Source organism: Micromonospora desertarenae (assembly GCF_056150265.1).
On the sequence record NZ_JAXCFQ010000007.1, the window covers coordinates 187,824 to 204,097 of the forward strand.

Consider the following 16,274-nt stretch of genomic DNA (forward strand, 5'->3'; position numbering starts at 1 on the left):
GTAAGCGCCCAGATCCTCGCCGAGGTGTCGCCGACACGACCTGGCGGCCCGACACCCGCCGCGGTCCATGCTCGATGACGTCGACGGGCCCGCGCCGGCGAGCACTTCCACCAGCCGGTTGGGCTACGCCGCCCGCAGGACCGTCGGTCTTCATCTTCGAGACGATGTCGGTTGCCCACGGCGAGTATCCTGGCCGGTGATCTCGCTACCGCTGGCGAGTACGGGATGAAGGCGGTGGGGCTGGGGGCTGACGGCACGCGATTGCTCGGGTCAACGACCGTCTGAACTCTGTGGGAGCTGGTGACCAGCACCATCGACGCCCTCGCTGGCAGTCCGGCGTAGCCCGCGAGTTGGCCCACAGGATTCGATCGCTCTTCTCTGACGATCTCAAGGCCACACGGCGTCGCTACCCAGTAGTCCCTGTGTACCTCGCCGCTGGCGACGCGTAGCCAGCCAACGGACAGGAGCCGTCGTGTCAAAGCGAGCTGGGAGCGGAGTTCCGCAGCTGACGGGTCCGGCCCTGGAAGCCGTACGCCATCGAGGTAGCCACCTCCAGATCATCGCATCTGCTGGTGCCGGCAAAACGGAGGTTGTGTCACAGCGCGTGGTCGACCTCTTGGCGGAGGGCGTGCCCCCAGAAACGATCGTTGCTTTCACTTTCACGGCGCGGGCCGCAGAGGAGCTGAAGAACCGCATCGCTCAGCGGGTCGAGGGACGCCTGGGAAAGGCAGCTCTCGACCGGTTGAACGGTCTGTTCGTCGGCACGATCCACGCCTTCTGCTTCCGCCTACTGCAGCAACGGGTGCCTCGATACGAGACGTACGACGTGCTTGACGACAACCAGCTCACCGCCTTTCTCTCGCGAGAGGCGAACCGACTCGAGCTGCGCCAGCTCGATCCCGGGAACCGACTCTTCGCGTCGATCGCGGCGTTCCTCAAGGCGGTCGACGTGGTGGAGAATGAGCTGCTCGACACTGATCCTCTGCCCGAACCGGTTAAGTCGGTCCTCCGCAACTACTACGAGACCCTCGACCGCTACCGGCTGCTGACCTACGGCCAGCAGGTCGTTTGCGCTGTGCGGGAACTGGAGCGCCCGGCGTTCGCAGCAGACATCCACGCGACCCTGCGCCACCTGATCGTCGACGAGTACCAGGACGTGAACCCGGCACAGGAGCGGCTCATCGAGCTGCTGACTGGCCCACAGGTGGAACTGTGCGTCGTCGGCGACGACCAGCAAGCCATCTACCAGTGGCGGGGCTCCGACGTCTCCAACATTGTGACGTTCCCGCAGCGCTACCCAGACGTGGCAACTTTCGAGATCACCGTGAACCGGCGCAGCCGCCCACAGATCATCGGCGTGGCCAACCGCTTTGCCGAGACGATCCCCGAGCGTATTGACAAGCAGATGCTGTCCCACCGGCCCTCCGCCGACAGCCCTCAGCCAGAGGTTGTGGTGTGGACGGCCGAGACGGAGACGGAGGAGGCCGGCTGGATCGTCAGCTACATCCTCGACCTGGTCGACGACGGTGTCCCGCTGAGGGACATAGCCGTGCTTGTCCGAAGCAGGGCCGCATACCCGCGGCTGGTGGAGCAGTTCGCGACCTTCGGGATTCCGGTGCAGCCCGGTGGTCGCTCTGGGCTCTTCGATCAGCCGGAGGCGAGAGTTCTCGGCCGCACCTTCGTGTGGCTTGCCGATACCGAGTGGCGTGGCAGCTTCGGCACGGGTCAGCCGGTCGCGGACGCGGACCTGTTCGATGAGTACGAGCGGGTCTTCAACCTGTCGGGGCTTGAGCGGCGTCAGGTCGTTCGACTCCTTCGGGAGTGGAAGGCTGCAGTACCGCGTACCAACCGCACCGCGAACCTGGTCGGCGAGCTGTACGAGCTGTTCCTCGAGTTGCAGGTTCGATCCTGGGACCTGACCGACGAGATGACCATCAACCGCCTCGGTACCCTGGCACGCTTCACGTCCCTACTCGCGGACTACGAGTCGGTCAGGCGTCGGGCCCGGCCTGACCCCGACGCGCCCACAGAGCAGCTCGGCGGTCAGGACCGCGGCATCTGGTACTACCGGAACCTTGCGCTGCACATCGTCAACTACGCACAGGGCGCCTACGAAGGCTTCGACGGGGAGGCGGACTTCGCTCTGGACGCGGTCGACCTGACGACCGTGCATCGCGCGAAGGGCCTGGAGTGGCCGGTGGTGTTCGTACCGTCGGTGACTGCCAGCCGATTCCCCTCCAGCCGCACGGGGCAGCCCCAGTCATGGCTCGTCCCGCGAGACCAATTCGACGCCGTGCGCTACGAGGGCTCGGATGCTGACGAGCGGCGCCTCTTCTACGTCGCGATGACCCGCGCTCGGGACTGGCTCTCGGTCTCGCGCCACGAGCGCGTGACGACACGGCGGGTGGCGCGGAGTCCCTACCACCAGGAGATCGGGCAGGTTGAGGTGAAGCCAGAGAACATCGCCTTCCCACCCATCGAAAGCAGCGGACACGGCGGCGACGAGCCGCTCTCGATGACCTACAGCCAGCTGGCCGCGTTTATGGATTGTGGCCAGGCGTTCCGGCTACGGGAGCTGATCGGTTTTCAGCCGCGCCTGGCCACCGAGCTCGGTTACGGCAAGGCCGTACACCATGTCATGCGCGCGGTTGCCGAGGCCACGAAGGCCAACGGCCGGGTGCCGAACGCGGATCAGATCGACGAGATCCTGAACGTAAGCTTCTTCCTGCCCACCGCCAACAAAGCCGCGCACCGCCAGCTTCGGGACGCCGCACGCCGGCTTGTCCTGACGTACGCGACACAGCACGAAGCCGACCTGTACCGGGTGTGGGAGACGGAGCGCCCCTTCGAGCTACACCTGGATGGCGTCACCGTCGCCGGCCGAGCCGACGTGATCCTCGACAAGGAAGGCGGCATAACCAACGCCCTCGCGATCGTCGACTACAAGACCTCTACCTCGGCCGGCGAAGCTGACCATGCACTGCAGCTTCAGGTCTACGCCGACGCAGCGCGACGAGAAGGCCTCGACGTGCGTGCAGCATACGTGCATGACCTCAAAGCATCCGCCCGCCTCCCAGTCCTCGTGGACCCAGAGGCCCTGCAGCGGGCGGAGGCAGCGGTGACCGAGGCCGCCGCGCGCGTCAAGGCACGCGACTACAAGCCAAACCCCGGTCCCCGCTGCCGCCGCTGCGAGGTACGGACCATCTGCGGGTCCGCCGGATGAGCGCAACCGTCAGACGGTGAAGACCTTCATCACCTCGTCGCCGTAGTCGTTGATCACCTTGACCGCGATCTTGCCGGTGTCAGGGCGAACGAAGGGCCGTGACTCGGTGCCGTAGAGACTGTCCCACGCGTCCCGGTCGATGTCCGCCTTAAGCGCCGCCTTCAACCGCTTGTACGGGTCCTGCCCGCCGGTGAAGTAGCAGTGCCGCACGAAAAACGACTCGCCGTTGTACGCCGTGTCGACCATCCACAGCGCGATCTGGTCGGTGTTGTTGCTGCGCAGCTCCCCGGTGTTGGGGTCGTAGACGTCGACACCATGCAGCAGCACCCGCAGCTCGTCGTCCTCCCGCTTGATCTCGATGTCCGGCTCGCCGAAGACGGTGAACAGGTTGCCCGCCCCCGTCTTCTTGAGTTCCTCGCCCATGACCAAGTCGGCGTTCATCCGTACCAGGAGGACCGGCACGCGTCCGAGACGCCGCTCTGCGGCGACGTTGGCGAAGCCATCCTCGGAGGTCACGTAGTCGTCGTCCGCGGTGCCGAGCACAGCTGGGTCGAAGGCGAAGGCGAGGACGCAGAGCAGGTCCACTTCTCGCGTGCGGTTCGCCTCCCGGGCAGCATCTTTAATGAAGGACGGCCCAACCGTCCCATACTGCGGACCGACGGTGATGCCGACCCGCTTGGGCATGCCGTTAGTCGCATCCTCGCGGATACCCACAGCCTGGATGTACGGCGACGCGTAAGGCTCCACGGAGTCGAAGGTCAGACGCTCGTTCTTTCGGCCGTTTTGAATTCCGGCGGCGCGAAGGTTGGCGATAACCGTCTGCTCGAACTCGGCGCTTCCGTCGAAGGCGCCCTCTTCGTTCAAGCTAGTTGCTTCCGGATCGTCCACTGCGCTCCCGGCGAAGGCCAGCGACCGGTGAGGTGAGAGGCTCTCGACCGTGAAGGGTCCAGCGACTCGGACTTTCCTTTTGTCCTCGTGCGGCCTGTCGTAGAGCAGCTCGTATTCGGCATGCCGCTTTATTGCCGCGTCGATCTCGGCCCGGCTCATCCCCTCGCGGATGTCCGGGTTATTTGCGATTGACTTAAGCGTGATGTGCTGCACGCGCTCGTAAACAAAGCCATGCCGAATGTCGCCGGTTGTCGCGGCAGGCGGCAGTGGGGCACCCGAAAGCTCGCTCTCCTTGGCCCTTCCCTCTACCGAGTCGGCCAGCAGGTACCACGGGAAGCGCCCTCCCATGAGCCGTTGCCTGGCCAACGCGAGCGCCACCCGCGAGGTGTCAACCGTGATCCATCGCCGTCCCCACTGTTCTGCGACGAAGGCCGTCGTGCCCGAGCCGCAGGTGGGATCCAATACGAGGTCACCCGGATCCGTGCACATCAACATGCAGCGTTCAATGACCCTCGAGTTTGTCTGGACGACGTAGACCTTGTTCATCGCCGAACCGGACTGGGTGTCATCCCATAGGTTGTTCAGGGGAATGGCAGGGAAATCGTCGTGGAAGCGAACGTAGTTGATGTTGTTGCCGGAGGATTCTACGCGGCGAGCGGCAATAAGCCTCGCCATCCCAACTTCGTTCGTCTTCCATCGAGCCTGCATAGATGGACGGAACGTCCGGCCATCAATTTGAACAGGGAACCATGAGGCTGCGCCTTCCCCCTTAGCGCGACCCTGGCTCTGTGAGGTAAGAAGCTGCAGGCGGTAGAGGCGGCCATCCTCGGGACGATAAGAGGCCAATTCCGTTCGGCGGAGTCGGACTCGGGTGCCGTCTGAACGCTCGAGAAGGGAATACGTCTCGTCGCCGCCCTCGCCGATGTGGCGCGGTCGATAGAGTGGCCTGAATTTCGCGACCCTCCGGTCCTTGGCGTACCAGAGGAGGTAGTCGGTGGTGCCCCCGATAAACTCGCTAGTCGCCCCACTGGTTGTCTTGAATGTGATTTGCGAAATGAAGTTTTCGCTGCCGCAAACCTCGTCCATCAGACTACGAACCAGGTGCACGTTTTCGTCGCCGATCTGGACAAAAACCGATCCGCTCTCGGTCAGCAATTCCCTGGCGGCGGTCAGCCGGTCTCGCAGGTAGGTGAGATACGAGTTAATTCCGTATTCCCACGTGTCCCGGAAGGCCTTGATCTGCTCAACCTCGCGGGTGGCGTCCTCGAGTTTGCCGTCCTTGACGTCGCGCTTGCGGGCCGACACCTGCCAGTTGCTGCCGAACTTGATGCCATACGGCGGGTCGAGGTAAATCATCTGGACCTTGCCGCGGAGGCGCTCCCGCTCCGCGAGGCTCGCCATGACATTCAGCGAGTCGCCCAAGATCATGCGGTTCGACCAGTTGGCCTCGTGCTGATAGAAGTCGACCAGATCGAGTTCGGGCAAGCCGTCGAAGGCGTCAAACAGGGTCAGCTCTGGCTCTTCCTCAGCTCGTGCTGACGTCTGGCGGAGGTTCTCGATGAGCACCCGCGGATCGATCTTCTCCTGGATGTAGATCGGAGGAGCGTTGCCCTCGAGGTACTCCGCGAGGTCCTGCTCCTCCTTGCCGCGCCACACAAGTTGCGGGCTGTAGAGCGGTCGCGGGTACTTGAAGACGAATGGGTTCTCGATCTCGGGATCCACGAAATCGTGTGCGTCGGCGGTCGGCAGGTTCGTCCGCTTGTCGTTGTAGGTGATGGCGTCGACGGGGGTCGGCCCGGTGGCGGCCTTCTTCCGCGGTGGCATAGGTGTGGGTTCCCTTCGCAGGATCAGGCGGGCAGGCCGATGATCGGCCGGTCGGCGTACAGGTTCTCGATGGCGGTATGGAGCACAGCGTGCGCATCGAAGGGGTTGCCGACTTCGATGTAGCCCCAGCGGCCAAAGTCGCCGGCGTTGTTGACGGCGGCGCACCACTGGTTCCGAGCGGTGTCGGCTTTGGCCCAGGTGGGGCCGGGTGATTTCCGGCCGCCGGACACCTCGACGATGAGCGTGCGCTCGACGTCGCCGGGTTCGGTGACGAGCCGCACCAGGAAGTCCGGCACGTACTCGTGGCTGCGGCCCTCGAACACGTACGGGATGGTGAAGCCGAGCCGCTCGTTCTTGACGTACGAGTAGACCCGCTTGTCGCGCTCGAGCATGTCGGCGAGGGCTTCCTCCCAGGTGTTGCCCCGCACCCCGTCGAGAACGACGTGGTTGAGGTGCGACTTCTCAGGCGGAGGATCCATGACCGCCTTGCGGGTCAGGTAGCGGACGTCATCCGTGGAACCCTCGCTGTCCATGCGTCGGACGACCGGCATGAGTACCGGGGTGCGGTTGTCCTGTAGCCGGATGATCGAGGAGTAGACCTTCTCCGCGGCCCGGGCGCACGCCTGCGTCAGCAGCAGGTGCCCCTTCGTCACTTCGGGGTCGGTGGTGACCCACTCCTCCAACCACTGCTTGCAGATGTCAACCAGCTGGGGGAACAGCCACGGTCGCTCGACGCCCGCGTGCGCTGCGAAGTACCGCTCCTCTTCGATCAGCCGCTTCGCGATCGAATACGCGATGCGCTGGGGCCGCGCGAGGCGAATGTCCTCCAGGTCGACGTCGCTGGCAGCACCCACCACACCCTGGTTCTGTACCCACAGGGCGACCTCACGTTGGTCGAGATGCAGGCGGGACTCGGCCGTGAAGTCGGCGTACAGCGTCTCGTCGGGCAGCTCGACGCGGTAGCCGTCGAGCTTCGGGAAGCGAATCGCGAGGTGTGACCGTTCGGGCAACGCGCGAACCTCCACTGCCGGCCGGGTCAGCTTCGGCTTCGGCATGGCTCGGTCGCTGGGGATGAACGCGAACGGGACGCCGTACACCTCGGCGTACTCCGGCTCGAATCGGCCCTCGGCGTTCACCGCGTAGCTGCGCCGGCGGAGCCCGCGCCCGACCACCTGCTCGCAGAGCAGTTGGCTGCGGAACGGTCGTACACCGAGGATGTGAGTGACGGTGTTGGCGTCCCAGCCCTCCGTAAGCATCGCGACGGACACGACGCAGCGGATGTGCTCTCCCAGCTTGCCCTTCTTGCCGATGGTGTTCATCGCCTCGCGCAGCAGGTCGCCGTCGGTCAGGGAGTCGACGTCGGCGCCGGGGTTCCGCAGCCGATAGGCCTGCTTGAACGCCTCGATCTCCCGGGCGGCATCCTTGCGGAACTCTGGACCGAGCGGGCCTCCAGACTCCAGCGCCACGGAGTCGACGAGGATCGTCCGCTGACGAGGTGTCCACACGCCGTCCTCGACATTGCTGAACAGCGGTAGGTTGCCTGCGGCGAGGCGAGTCGATCCGTCGGGGTGGTCGACCTCGCGGCCGGCGATCCAGTCGAAGACCCACTTCGAGACAATCGTGTTGGGGCAGACCACGATCAGCACGGGTGGAGGTTCACCGGCGGCAGCCAAGGTTTCCTCGTACCGTCGGTGGTTCTGCTCATAGCTGCGGTAGAGGCTGCGGAGGGCGCCTTCCAGCGTCTCCGGCATGACCCAGCCCTGCGGCCCGAAATCCACGCCCCTGGTGCTGCGACGCTTGGGCAGGGGCGGCTTGATGTTGTCCCAGAGATTGAGGTACACCGGCTGCCGGGTGGCCGCGTCGTCGTCCACGGGTACTCGCGGGATCTTGACGATGCCCGACTCGATGGCGTCCATCAGTGAAAAGTCGCTGACGACCCAGGGGAAGATGTAGCCCTCGTTGTAGCCGGAGCCCTTGAGGTAGTAGGGCGTGGCCGAGAGGTCGTAGACCGACTTGATCTTTGTCTTGCGGCTCAGGTCAAGCAGGCCCCGGAACCACACGCGGGCCTCACGGTTGCGCTCCTCGTCCTCCCGGTCAGCCTCGTCGTCGGGGTGCTCCAGGAGCTTGTCCTGATAGCAGTGGTGTGCCTCGTCGTTGAGAACGACGATGCCACCCTCGGTAGAGCCAAAGGGGCGCAGCACGCGGTCGGCGACCATCTCCGGGGTTTCCCGGAAGGCATCGGGCATGTCCGGTCGTCCGCCCCGCAGCAGCTTGCGTGTGTTGCTGGAGACGCCCTGGATCTCCTTGGCATCCCTGGGCAGGAAGGTGTGGTAGTTGACGACCTGGACCTGAGCCTGAAGCAGCGGCTCCCACAGGTCCGATGGGACGAGGTCCCGCTCGCGGTAGTAGTTGTCGTCCCGTTCGGGGTGGAGGACGCCGAGGCGGTCGCGGATGGTCACTCCCGGCGCCACGACGAGGATACGCTTGGCGAAGCGTGCGTCCCGCGGCGTCATCACCTTGTTGATGGTCTGCCAGGCGATCAGCATTGCCATGACCACCGTCTTGCCGGACCCGGTTGCCATCTTCAGCCCGATCCGCGGCAGCCCGTCGTTGTGCAGCTGGTTCTCCGGCTCCAGGCGTCGTCGGTAGTCGGCCGTGCCGTGGCGGCCGGCGACCTCCGCGAGGAAGATCGCGGTCTCGACAGCCTCGCGCTGGCAGAACAGCACGGCATCGTCACGATGTGGGCCCGGTGCCCAGTGCGCCAGCAGCTTCCTGGTGTACGGCGTGACGCCGTTCCAGTTGTTCGCGCGCCAGCGCTCGACGGCAACCCGGATGTCATTGATGAGAGAGTTCGACTCACGGCGCTCGCCGGTGACGTCGAAGTCGAAGGCCTGCTGAACGGCGCCCTTACGTCCCTTCTTGCTGACAGGGACCGGGATGAACGACTCGCTCGGCCGGCGGCCGGGAAGGAGCTTCCCGGTGGGGCCATGCTCACCGATCTCGAAGTGGTGCTCCGGAGGGTGATACGGCGAGTTGATGATCGGGTTGCTGAGGTCCGGGGTGAGCGTGGAAGGGTCTGGCATGTCGGCACCTTCGGTGGACGCTGGTTCAGAAGCAGACGGTGGCTAGAAGCGGGATCAGTGGCCGGAGACGCGATGCCCGGCCAGGTGCGCGAGCACGGCTTGGTTCGCCTCCCAGCCGTCGGGAAACTTGACCGGCACGTTGAGGTGAACCGGTTCGCTCGACGGATGTGCATCGAGTAGCTCGGCGATCCCCGCCCGAGCCACCACGATGCAGGCCTGGCGGTGCCGAGACGTCAGCACACAGAGCCGCCCCGATTCCAGGTGGAAAGCAGTGGCGTCCCGCCGTCCTGACAGCGGGTGCAGCACGATCGTCACGTCGTATTCCCGGCCCTGCAGCCGATTGGCGGTGTCGACGGTGATGTCTGCTGCGGCCGGGCCGAGCTGTCCCCGGATCGCAGCGACCTGGTCACGGTGGGCGGCGCCGATCGCGACTCGGTCCGCGGTGACCGACGCACCACCAGGTTCACGTTCCGAGACGGCAACCGCTCCCCGCTCCAGCACCCGGCGTGCCAGGGCTGCACAGGCCGCGACTGCCTCGGCGTCGGTCCGTAGCGTGTGCCGGGCCGGGAGTTCGTAGAGCGCCCACCCCGTCGACGCCGCCGTCTCCACCGCCGCGTCAACCGGCCGGTGTCCGAACCCTGAGGTGGTGAGGGACAGCGACCGTTCGCCAGGGTCTGTGCCGGCCTGGAATCCGGTGAAGGGATAGAAGGCCTCAGCCACCACCGGTGCCGCCGAGGGAGGCAGTCGCCAGGACACGGGCAGCCGGTGTACCGGCAGGTCGGGGTTGTGCCGCAGTAGGGCCGCCACCGCAGACAGCATGGGATCCCACGTCAGTCCGGTCCACCGCTCGGTTTCGACGGTGGAGAACGGGTCGAGCTGGCCGGGATCGCCGACGAACAGCGCCCGCTCGAAGCGGCTGGCCACGCGCAGGAGAGCGTCAGACCGCATCTGGTATGCCTCGTCGACGATGGCCCAGGGCCAGCAGCCGTCGGGCACCACCGCCCACTTGGCTGCCGTACCGATGATGACGGACGGACCACCGAGGTCGGCTACCTTGGATGCGACCCGGACGGTTGGGTATCGCTTGATCCGATCGGTGGCCGTGTAGTCGGTCGCCGAAAGCCGGCCAATGTGCAGCTCCGGCGCCTTCTGCGCCAATCGGTCGATCAGGTCGTCGACCTGCTCATTGGTCTGCGCGATCACGATCAGCGGCTCGCCGCCTCGGGCCAGCTCGACGGCAGCGCGGACGACGAGAGTCGACTTGCCGGCCCCGGGAGGCGAGTCGACCACGACGCCACGGTGCAGGCCAGACTGTAGGTCTGCCAGCACATCGGCGATGACCCGTTCAGCCTGGACCGACGGTGGGTCGGCCGGCGCGTCCGGCAGGAGCAGGGTGGTCATGGTGCTCACCTCCGCGCGGCGATGTCGTAATCGAACTGCCGCAGCCGGTGGCGGGCGATGTCGAGCTCGTCCGGCGTGAAGAGGGACTCATACTCGGGCTTGGCCACGAGCGCCTCCACCGTCAGGTCGAGTCGCCCGCGTTCCCACAGCGCCGCGAACCCGTCAGACACCACCGGGCTGGCGAGCAACTTCTTCGCGGTGGCCAGGCCACCGTGCTCGGCGATCATTCCGAGGAAGTAGGTGGCGTTGTAGCCAGCCTCGCGCCGCGCGGCCTCGTACACCCCGCGCATCGCTCGCTCGAAGTCCGCGACCGTCCCGTGGTCACCGCCGGCCTGTGCCGGCACGACGGACGGAGCGGACGGCGCGATGGTCGCCCTGGCTTCGGAGTCCGAGTCCTCGCCGAGCGGCTCACCGTCGGCGTCGCTAAGTCCCGCCGCGTGCTCGTTGCGGCGGGCCACGTAACCACGAAGAGCGTCGACCGAGGTGAAGACCTCGTAGCCGAGCTCCTCCATCCGAGCCAGCTCCGGGTTGGCGTCCAGCTCCAGCACGACCGGGTTCCCCAGCCCGGGCTGCAGCCCGTCCGGCCAGTAAGCCTCCGCCACGCCCAACACCCGGCCGGTGGCGGGGTCCGCGATCTCGCTGTCCAGGGCGGGCTCGGCGCAGCCCGCGTTGACCAGCTCCTCGACGAGGGCCTTTACCTGCCCGGCACGGACGTCGTCGGCCTCTTCCTCGGTGACAACCACGACCGGCCGCAGCGGCTCGGCAGCCGGCTTCGTGCCGTCCCGCAGGCCCGCGAGGAAGCCGTTGGCGGCGTTGGCCAGCAGCTCCCGACGGGCGGCAAGGAAGTCCAGGTAGCGGTCGGGCCGCCAGAGCTGCGGGTCGGTCGGGATCCACTGAGATTCCAGCGCACCCGGGTGCTTCTGCTGCGTCTCGGCGAAGTAGTCCTCGGGTGCCCGCTTGCCGATCGCCAGGTTGGTCTGCTGGGTGAGGAAGGAGAAGTTGGCGACCGCATTGACCTCGGATCGGCCGTAGCCGTGCTTGTAGAGCAGCGCCTTGGGAAAGATGTGGTGCACCTGCAGCGAGGTGAGGTGCCCCAACATCTCGCTCTTGAGCTCCAGTCCGGAGCCGAAGTCACGGGCGCCGAGCACCCGGGTGAGCAGGTAGAGCAGGGGGTAGAACCGGGAACCCCGGCCGAACCCTTCGAAGTCCTGCCCGTCGATCGTCAGGTTGCCACCGCGCCAGCGGGTCAGGCTGGTGATCAGGCCATCGATGCCGCCGCGAGCGACCGTCTCGTAGTCCTGGGTCAGGATCGTTTCGGTCGAGCCGGCGAAGCGTCCCCACAGCGCCGCATGGATGTACCAGAAGAGCATCCGGTCACGCTGCATGGCGTCGGTGAACGAGCCGCCGTTGAGGTGCAGGAAGCGGGAGATCACCGGGAAGGCGTAGCGGCCCATCAACACGCGGTCGTGATCGAGGCCGAGCCGACCCGAAATCACGTCGAGGAACCCGCTGATGTAGCGCTCGCTCGATGCCAGCGCCTGGGCAAAGTCGGCCGACCCGACCCCCTCCAGGGACTCGAACTGGGCACGCCCGGTCGCGACGGCGTTGACGTTGCGGAGCAACCAGTCGAGGTTGAACTGGAATCCGGCGGTCGACCATGTGCCCAGGTGCTTACGCATGGTCGAGCGGGCCTCGGGCCAGTCGGCGCAGATCTTGGCCAACGCGAGGTCACCCTTGGAAAGCTTGGTACCGCCCGAGTTGACCCGGTTGAAGATGTCGACGACGACCTCGACACCCTTGTCCGCTCCGGTGATCTTCTCCTGGTGGAACTCGCGCTCGAGGAGATTGCGCAACCGGCTCAGCCGGGTCATGTACGTAACGATGCGGGGCGCCACGGACGGGTGGGCGTTCAGCTTCCCGATCTGCGTTTCCAAGCCCTCGACGAAGAGCGCGGTGACGTCGACCCAGGTGGGGTCGTCCTTCATCTTCGCCGGCGCGTAGAACTCGAAGGTCTCCTCCTCGACGTTGAACCGCAGGCCGGTGAAGGCGGCGGGGTCGCCTTCGAAGAACGCCGGCGGCTGACCGCGGACCACGCCGTACAGGGAGGTGATCCGCTGCTGCCCGTCGAGGAGCAGCAGCTTCACCCCGCCGCCGACGTGGGTGTTACCGCGTACGGAGCCATGGTCGGCTTCCGTCTCCCACACCAGCAGCCCACCGACGGGGAAGCCGAGGTAGAGCGAGCGCATCAGGCCGCGTACCTGATCCCGGTTCCACACGTAGCCGCGCTGGAATTCCGGGAGCAGCACGGTGCCGGAGTCGATCTGGTCGAGGATCGTGCCCAACTTGCTCATGTCAGCTCCCCCACGGATCTGAACGCTTGGTCATCGATTGCTGGTATGGCCGGTCAGGGTAGATCAAGACCACTCCTCGCGGGCGTCCTCCGACGTCGGGGAGGTGTCCTCGTACGGGGCCGGTGGCCCGCCATGGGTCCACGGCGTCTCGTCGCGAGACGGGAAGGTGCCCGGAGGCATGAAGGAGTCGGTGAGCGTGGTGTAGCAGATCCGCTGTCCCACTTCCGGCACGGTCCCGGGGGCCGGGGTGAGTGCCCGCCCCATCCCGCCGGTCAGTTCCAGCACCACTGCGGTCGTACCGTCGTCCTTCGGCGCCACGGACATCACCCGAGCCTTCTGCTGCTCGGGTTGTTCCGGGGAGTACAAGGTGGTGCCGGGCGTGACGAGAACCGTGTCGGTGGTGGTCACGGCGATCCAGGGGCGCAGCACCCGCTTCTTCCCGCTGCTGTCGACCCGTGTGGGGTGGGCCGCCGTCACCTCGCCAACGAATGCCTCGCCGGTGAGCCGGTACTCGGCCATCACCATCGGGTCGTCGTAGGCGCGTTGCACGTCGTACGAGGCCAGAGCCCGCTCCATGTGGTGCAGCTTCCTGGCCGCCGCGACCGCTCCGTCGCGGCGGGGCTGCGGAATCCCGGCCTGTTCCAGGTACGCCGTGAAGTTCGTGAAGGCATCCCGGTCATCCGTCCAGCGCTTGGCCACGTGAGTGCCTGCGGGCAGCTCCCGCAGCAGCGAGATCGCCTGCCACATCAGTCGCCAGGTCGGCTCGAGCTGGGACCGGAGGAGGTTTTCCAGCTTGGCGCGGGATCGGGAAACCTGCGAACCCGTGGTCACCGCCCGGTCGTATGCGGCCATCGCCGGGGCCAGTTCTTCGTTGTCGAAGGTGGGGTCCGTGGCGGGACCCGCCGGCGGCCAGGTCATCGGGTCCTCGGCCGCAGCCGCAGCCTCGGCACCCGTCATACCCGGCGGGGGAGTGATCCAGGCGAGAAGCGCGGCCAGCTGCGCGTCTTCGAGTGGGCTCTGCCCGGTGGCCCAGTGCATCGAGAGAGCCTGGGTCATCGCCACGAGGGCCGACGACCCCGGGCGCTCGGCGCGTTCGGCCAGGTACGTCAGCCATCGGCCGAGCAGAGGCACCGACGGGTCCACCGGGTAGTCGCCGTCGGTGCGGCGGAACCGCGTGGAACGCCCGAACAGCCGGGTGAAGCCGACCCCGCCCGGGTTAGGTACAAGCAGCTGTGGTGCGTCCGCATAGCGGTGGCGCGAGGTTTTGCCCTTGCTCGTCGCTTCGATGGTCCCGTGGAAGCAGTTGATGTAGGGAACCACGACGCCCGCCAGGTCGGCCGCGAAGGCGAACCGCTGGTCGCGGTTACGCGGCTGCGGCACGATCAGCAACGTCGGGTCTTCCGGGTCGTCGCCCACCATTGCCGCAAGCGGCGCATTAGCCTCGCCTGCCATGGTGAGCGGAATGAAGACCAGGGGCCGGTCGGCTATGTGCACGTGACGGACGAGGGTGATTCGCTGGGCGATGCCCTCGACCACCGCCTCGGCCCGCGCCAAGGTGGTCAGAGTGGTCATCCGGCGACCCCGCTCATCAGCTCCGCCCGCAGCCGTGCGGCAGCGCGCAGCAGCTCGGCGGCCTCCTGCTGGTCCTCTGCGGGGGCAAGCTGGCTGCGCGCGATGGCCAGCGCCGTCTCCACGCGCTCGATGCCGCCTATCTCATCCCGAGCGGACTTGCCGAGCGCGGCCGTGCTGCCGCGAGCCTCGTGCCGGCAGAAGTACGCAAGCTCGCAGCTCGCCAGGCACTCCGGCGAGTACCGAGCCTCGACGGCTTCGAGGGCAGCGACCAGCGAGGCCGGCGAACGGGTGGGTACTCCACGCTCGTCGGGAGCGAAATCGAAGCTGAGCGTGGCCGGAAGGTCGGCCAGGAGCGCGTCGATCCGGGTCATCCGGGACAGCTGACGGCGCAACACGGCGAGCTGCTTCCGCACGTCGACGCGGACCGCCATCGGTTGGTTGGAGAAGTCGCGGGGGCAGACCAACATGACATCGTGCGAGACGATCTGCGGGTCGTACCCGGCCTCGCCGAGCAGCTCACGCATGGCCAGCACGTAGACGGCGGCCTGGATCGCCGCGGCAGCCACCTTGCCCGGATCGCCCTGGCCGTCGATGACCGCGAAGGACTTGATCTCCACCACGTGGAACTGGCCATCGTGCTGGAACGCGATCAGGTCCGGTTCTAGGTAGGCCTGCTGGCCGGCTACCTCGAGTCGAAGCAGCGGGTGGTCAAAGAGCGTGCCAGCCCCGTCGGCCTGGGCCGCCGCCCGGGTGAGCAGGGCCCGCGATCGGGCGTACCGAACGTCCTGGCTCTCGCGGCCCGCGACCGACTCCAAGTCGTCGTAGGAGACCTCGGGAATCTCGAGGTCGAGCCGTTCCCGCAGCAGCTGCAGCAGTTGGGCGCAACCGTTGGCCTTGACCTGGGCCTCGAAGGCGTTGCCCCGGGTGATCGCGAACTGCGACTGACCGAAGCGGGCCGGGTAGTCGATGTAGGCAGCCAGGCGCTGCTTGTCGACGCCGGCGCAGTCGAGCACCGCTCTGCGGGCGCAGCCCGGGTTTGTGGTCAGGGCGGCGATGGTTCGAGCGTTGTGGCGGCTCGCGGCACCGCCACCGCGGATCGCGGCCAGCCGCTGACCGACATTGGTCATGCCGTCCCCCTGAGTACGCGCAGCTTGCTGCCGAAAAGCTGCTCGGCCTCGTCCATCTGCCGGCGGGCGCGGTCCGCAGCCGCCTTCCGCTGTGACTGGTCGGCCGCTGCGTGCACGTCAAGCTCGGCCTGAGCGGCCTCCATGACGGTGGCCACGTCTACCCCTCCATGCGGTTCGGCTGCCCCTGGGATCGTGGTGGCAAATCTCCAGAGCAGCCGAGTGACGCCCGGATCTTGTTCAGACATCCTGGTCGCCCGTTCCGCCACTTTGATGGCAGCTGTCAGAAAGTCGACACGTGGGCTCAGTGGCCCGATGATGCGTCGCTCGAGTGGCCAGGTGGATACAGCTAGCAGGCCGCGGGCCGGCGCCAGGTGATCAGCGGTCAACGCGGAGCAGAGGTAGTACGGCCGGGAGTGCCGCGCCGTGCGAAAGGACCGCTCTTCGTCGCGGCGCAGGTGGGTGAGCTTGCCCGCCGCGATCCCAGTAGCTCCGGCACCGTAGAAAGCGGCGTGCACTTCGGCGATCAGCTTGGGTGCGGCCGGCACCGACAGCAGGGTGAGCGCGTGGTGCACCTGCTCGCGTACCGGCACCAGCGGCGCGTCAGGCCTCGCGGCCAAGGTGTCGTCCTCTGCCGCGTCGGCGAGGTCCGTGAGCGCCTTCTCCCATTCACTTTCGGCGGCTCGCAGCTCAGCCCGCATCGCTCGCGCTCGGGCGGTGTCGCGTGCGATCACCGCCCGGCGGACCGCTGTTCGCAGGTCTTCAATCCGACGCTCGAGGTTTTCTATGGACTCGGCCACGAGGAGCA

The 16,274-nt window shown here is 66.7% G+C and carries 8 protein-coding genes; 1 reads left to right on the forward strand and 7 read right to left on the reverse strand.

Going from position 1 to position 16,274, the window contains the following annotated elements; translation table 11 throughout:
* The first annotated feature begins 472 nt into the window (after nt 1–472).
* Nucleotides 473–3,223, forward strand: coding sequence for an ATP-dependent helicase (locus tag SM577_RS17160; RefSeq protein ID WP_474587341.1), 2,751 nt, complete (start codon nt 473–475; stop codon nt 3,221–3,223).
* 9 nt (nt 3,224–3,232) lie between these two features.
* Here SM577_RS17160 and SM577_RS17165 read toward each other — a convergent pair whose 3' ends face one another.
* From SM577_RS17165 to SM577_RS17195, 7 genes are all read right to left on the reverse strand, one after another.
* Nucleotides 3,233–5,935: a site-specific DNA-methyltransferase gene (locus SM577_RS17165; protein ID WP_474587342.1), complete on the reverse strand. Its 2,703-nt coding sequence runs from the start codon at nt 5,933–5,935 to the stop codon at nt 3,233–3,235.
* Nucleotides 5,936–5,958: 23 nt separating this feature from the next.
* Complete coding sequence (locus SM577_RS17170) at nt 5,959–9,018, reverse strand: BPTD_3080 family restriction endonuclease (RefSeq protein WP_474587343.1); 3,060 nt, start codon at nt 9,016–9,018, stop codon at nt 5,959–5,961.
* Between the two features lie 54 nt (nt 9,019–9,072).
* Nucleotides 9,073–10,419 (reverse strand): AAA domain-containing protein, encoded by a 1,347-nt coding sequence (locus SM577_RS17175; protein WP_474587344.1) that lies wholly within the window; start codon nt 10,417–10,419, stop codon nt 9,073–9,075.
* Nucleotides 10,420–10,424: 5 nt separating this feature from the next.
* Nucleotides 10,425–12,770, reverse strand: a complete 2,346-nt coding sequence (locus SM577_RS17180; RefSeq protein WP_474587345.1) for a GmrSD restriction endonuclease domain-containing protein — start codon at nt 12,768–12,770, stop codon at nt 10,425–10,427.
* Nucleotides 12,771–12,833: 63 nt separating this feature from the next.
* Nucleotides 12,834–14,342, reverse strand: a complete 1,509-nt coding sequence (locus tag SM577_RS17185; RefSeq protein ID WP_474587346.1) for a hypothetical protein — start codon at nt 14,340–14,342, stop codon at nt 12,834–12,836.
* The gene (locus SM577_RS17190) at nt 14,339–15,469 is read right to left on the reverse strand and encodes a hypothetical protein (RefSeq protein WP_474587347.1); all 1,131 of its coding nucleotides are present in this window, start codon (nt 15,467–15,469) and stop codon (nt 14,339–14,341) included. The genes SM577_RS17185 and SM577_RS17190 overlap by 4 nt, the downstream gene beginning before the upstream one ends.
* Nucleotides 15,466–16,266, reverse strand: coding sequence for a hypothetical protein (locus tag SM577_RS17195; RefSeq protein ID WP_474587348.1), 801 nt, complete (start codon nt 16,264–16,266; stop codon nt 15,466–15,468). Before SM577_RS17195 ends, SM577_RS17190 begins: the two co-directional genes overlap by 4 nt.
* Nucleotides 16,267–16,274 lie beyond the last annotated feature (8 nt).

Bases quoted from the DNA above. Each gene is read 5' to 3' on its own strand.
- SM577_RS17170 (WP_474587343.1), bottom strand. From the start codon at position 9,018: ATGCCAGACCCTTCCACGCTCACCCCGGACCTCAGCAACCCGATCATC.
- SM577_RS17190 (WP_474587347.1), bottom strand. From the start codon at position 15,469: ATGACCAATGTCGGTCAGCGGCTGGCCGCGATCCGCGGTGGCGGTGCC.
- SM577_RS17180 (WP_474587345.1), bottom strand. From the start codon at position 12,770: ATGAGCAAGTTGGGCACGATCCTCGACCAGATCGACTCCGGCACCGTG.
- SM577_RS17185 (WP_474587346.1), bottom strand. From the start codon at position 14,342: ATGACCACTCTGACCACCTTGGCGCGGGCCGAGGCGGTGGTCGAGGGC.
- SM577_RS17165 (WP_474587342.1), bottom strand. From the start codon at position 5,935: ATGCCACCGCGGAAGAAGGCCGCCACCGGGCCGACCCCCGTCGACGCC.
- SM577_RS17175 (WP_474587344.1), bottom strand. From the start codon at position 10,419: ATGACCACCCTGCTCCTGCCGGACGCGCCGGCCGACCCACCGTCGGTC.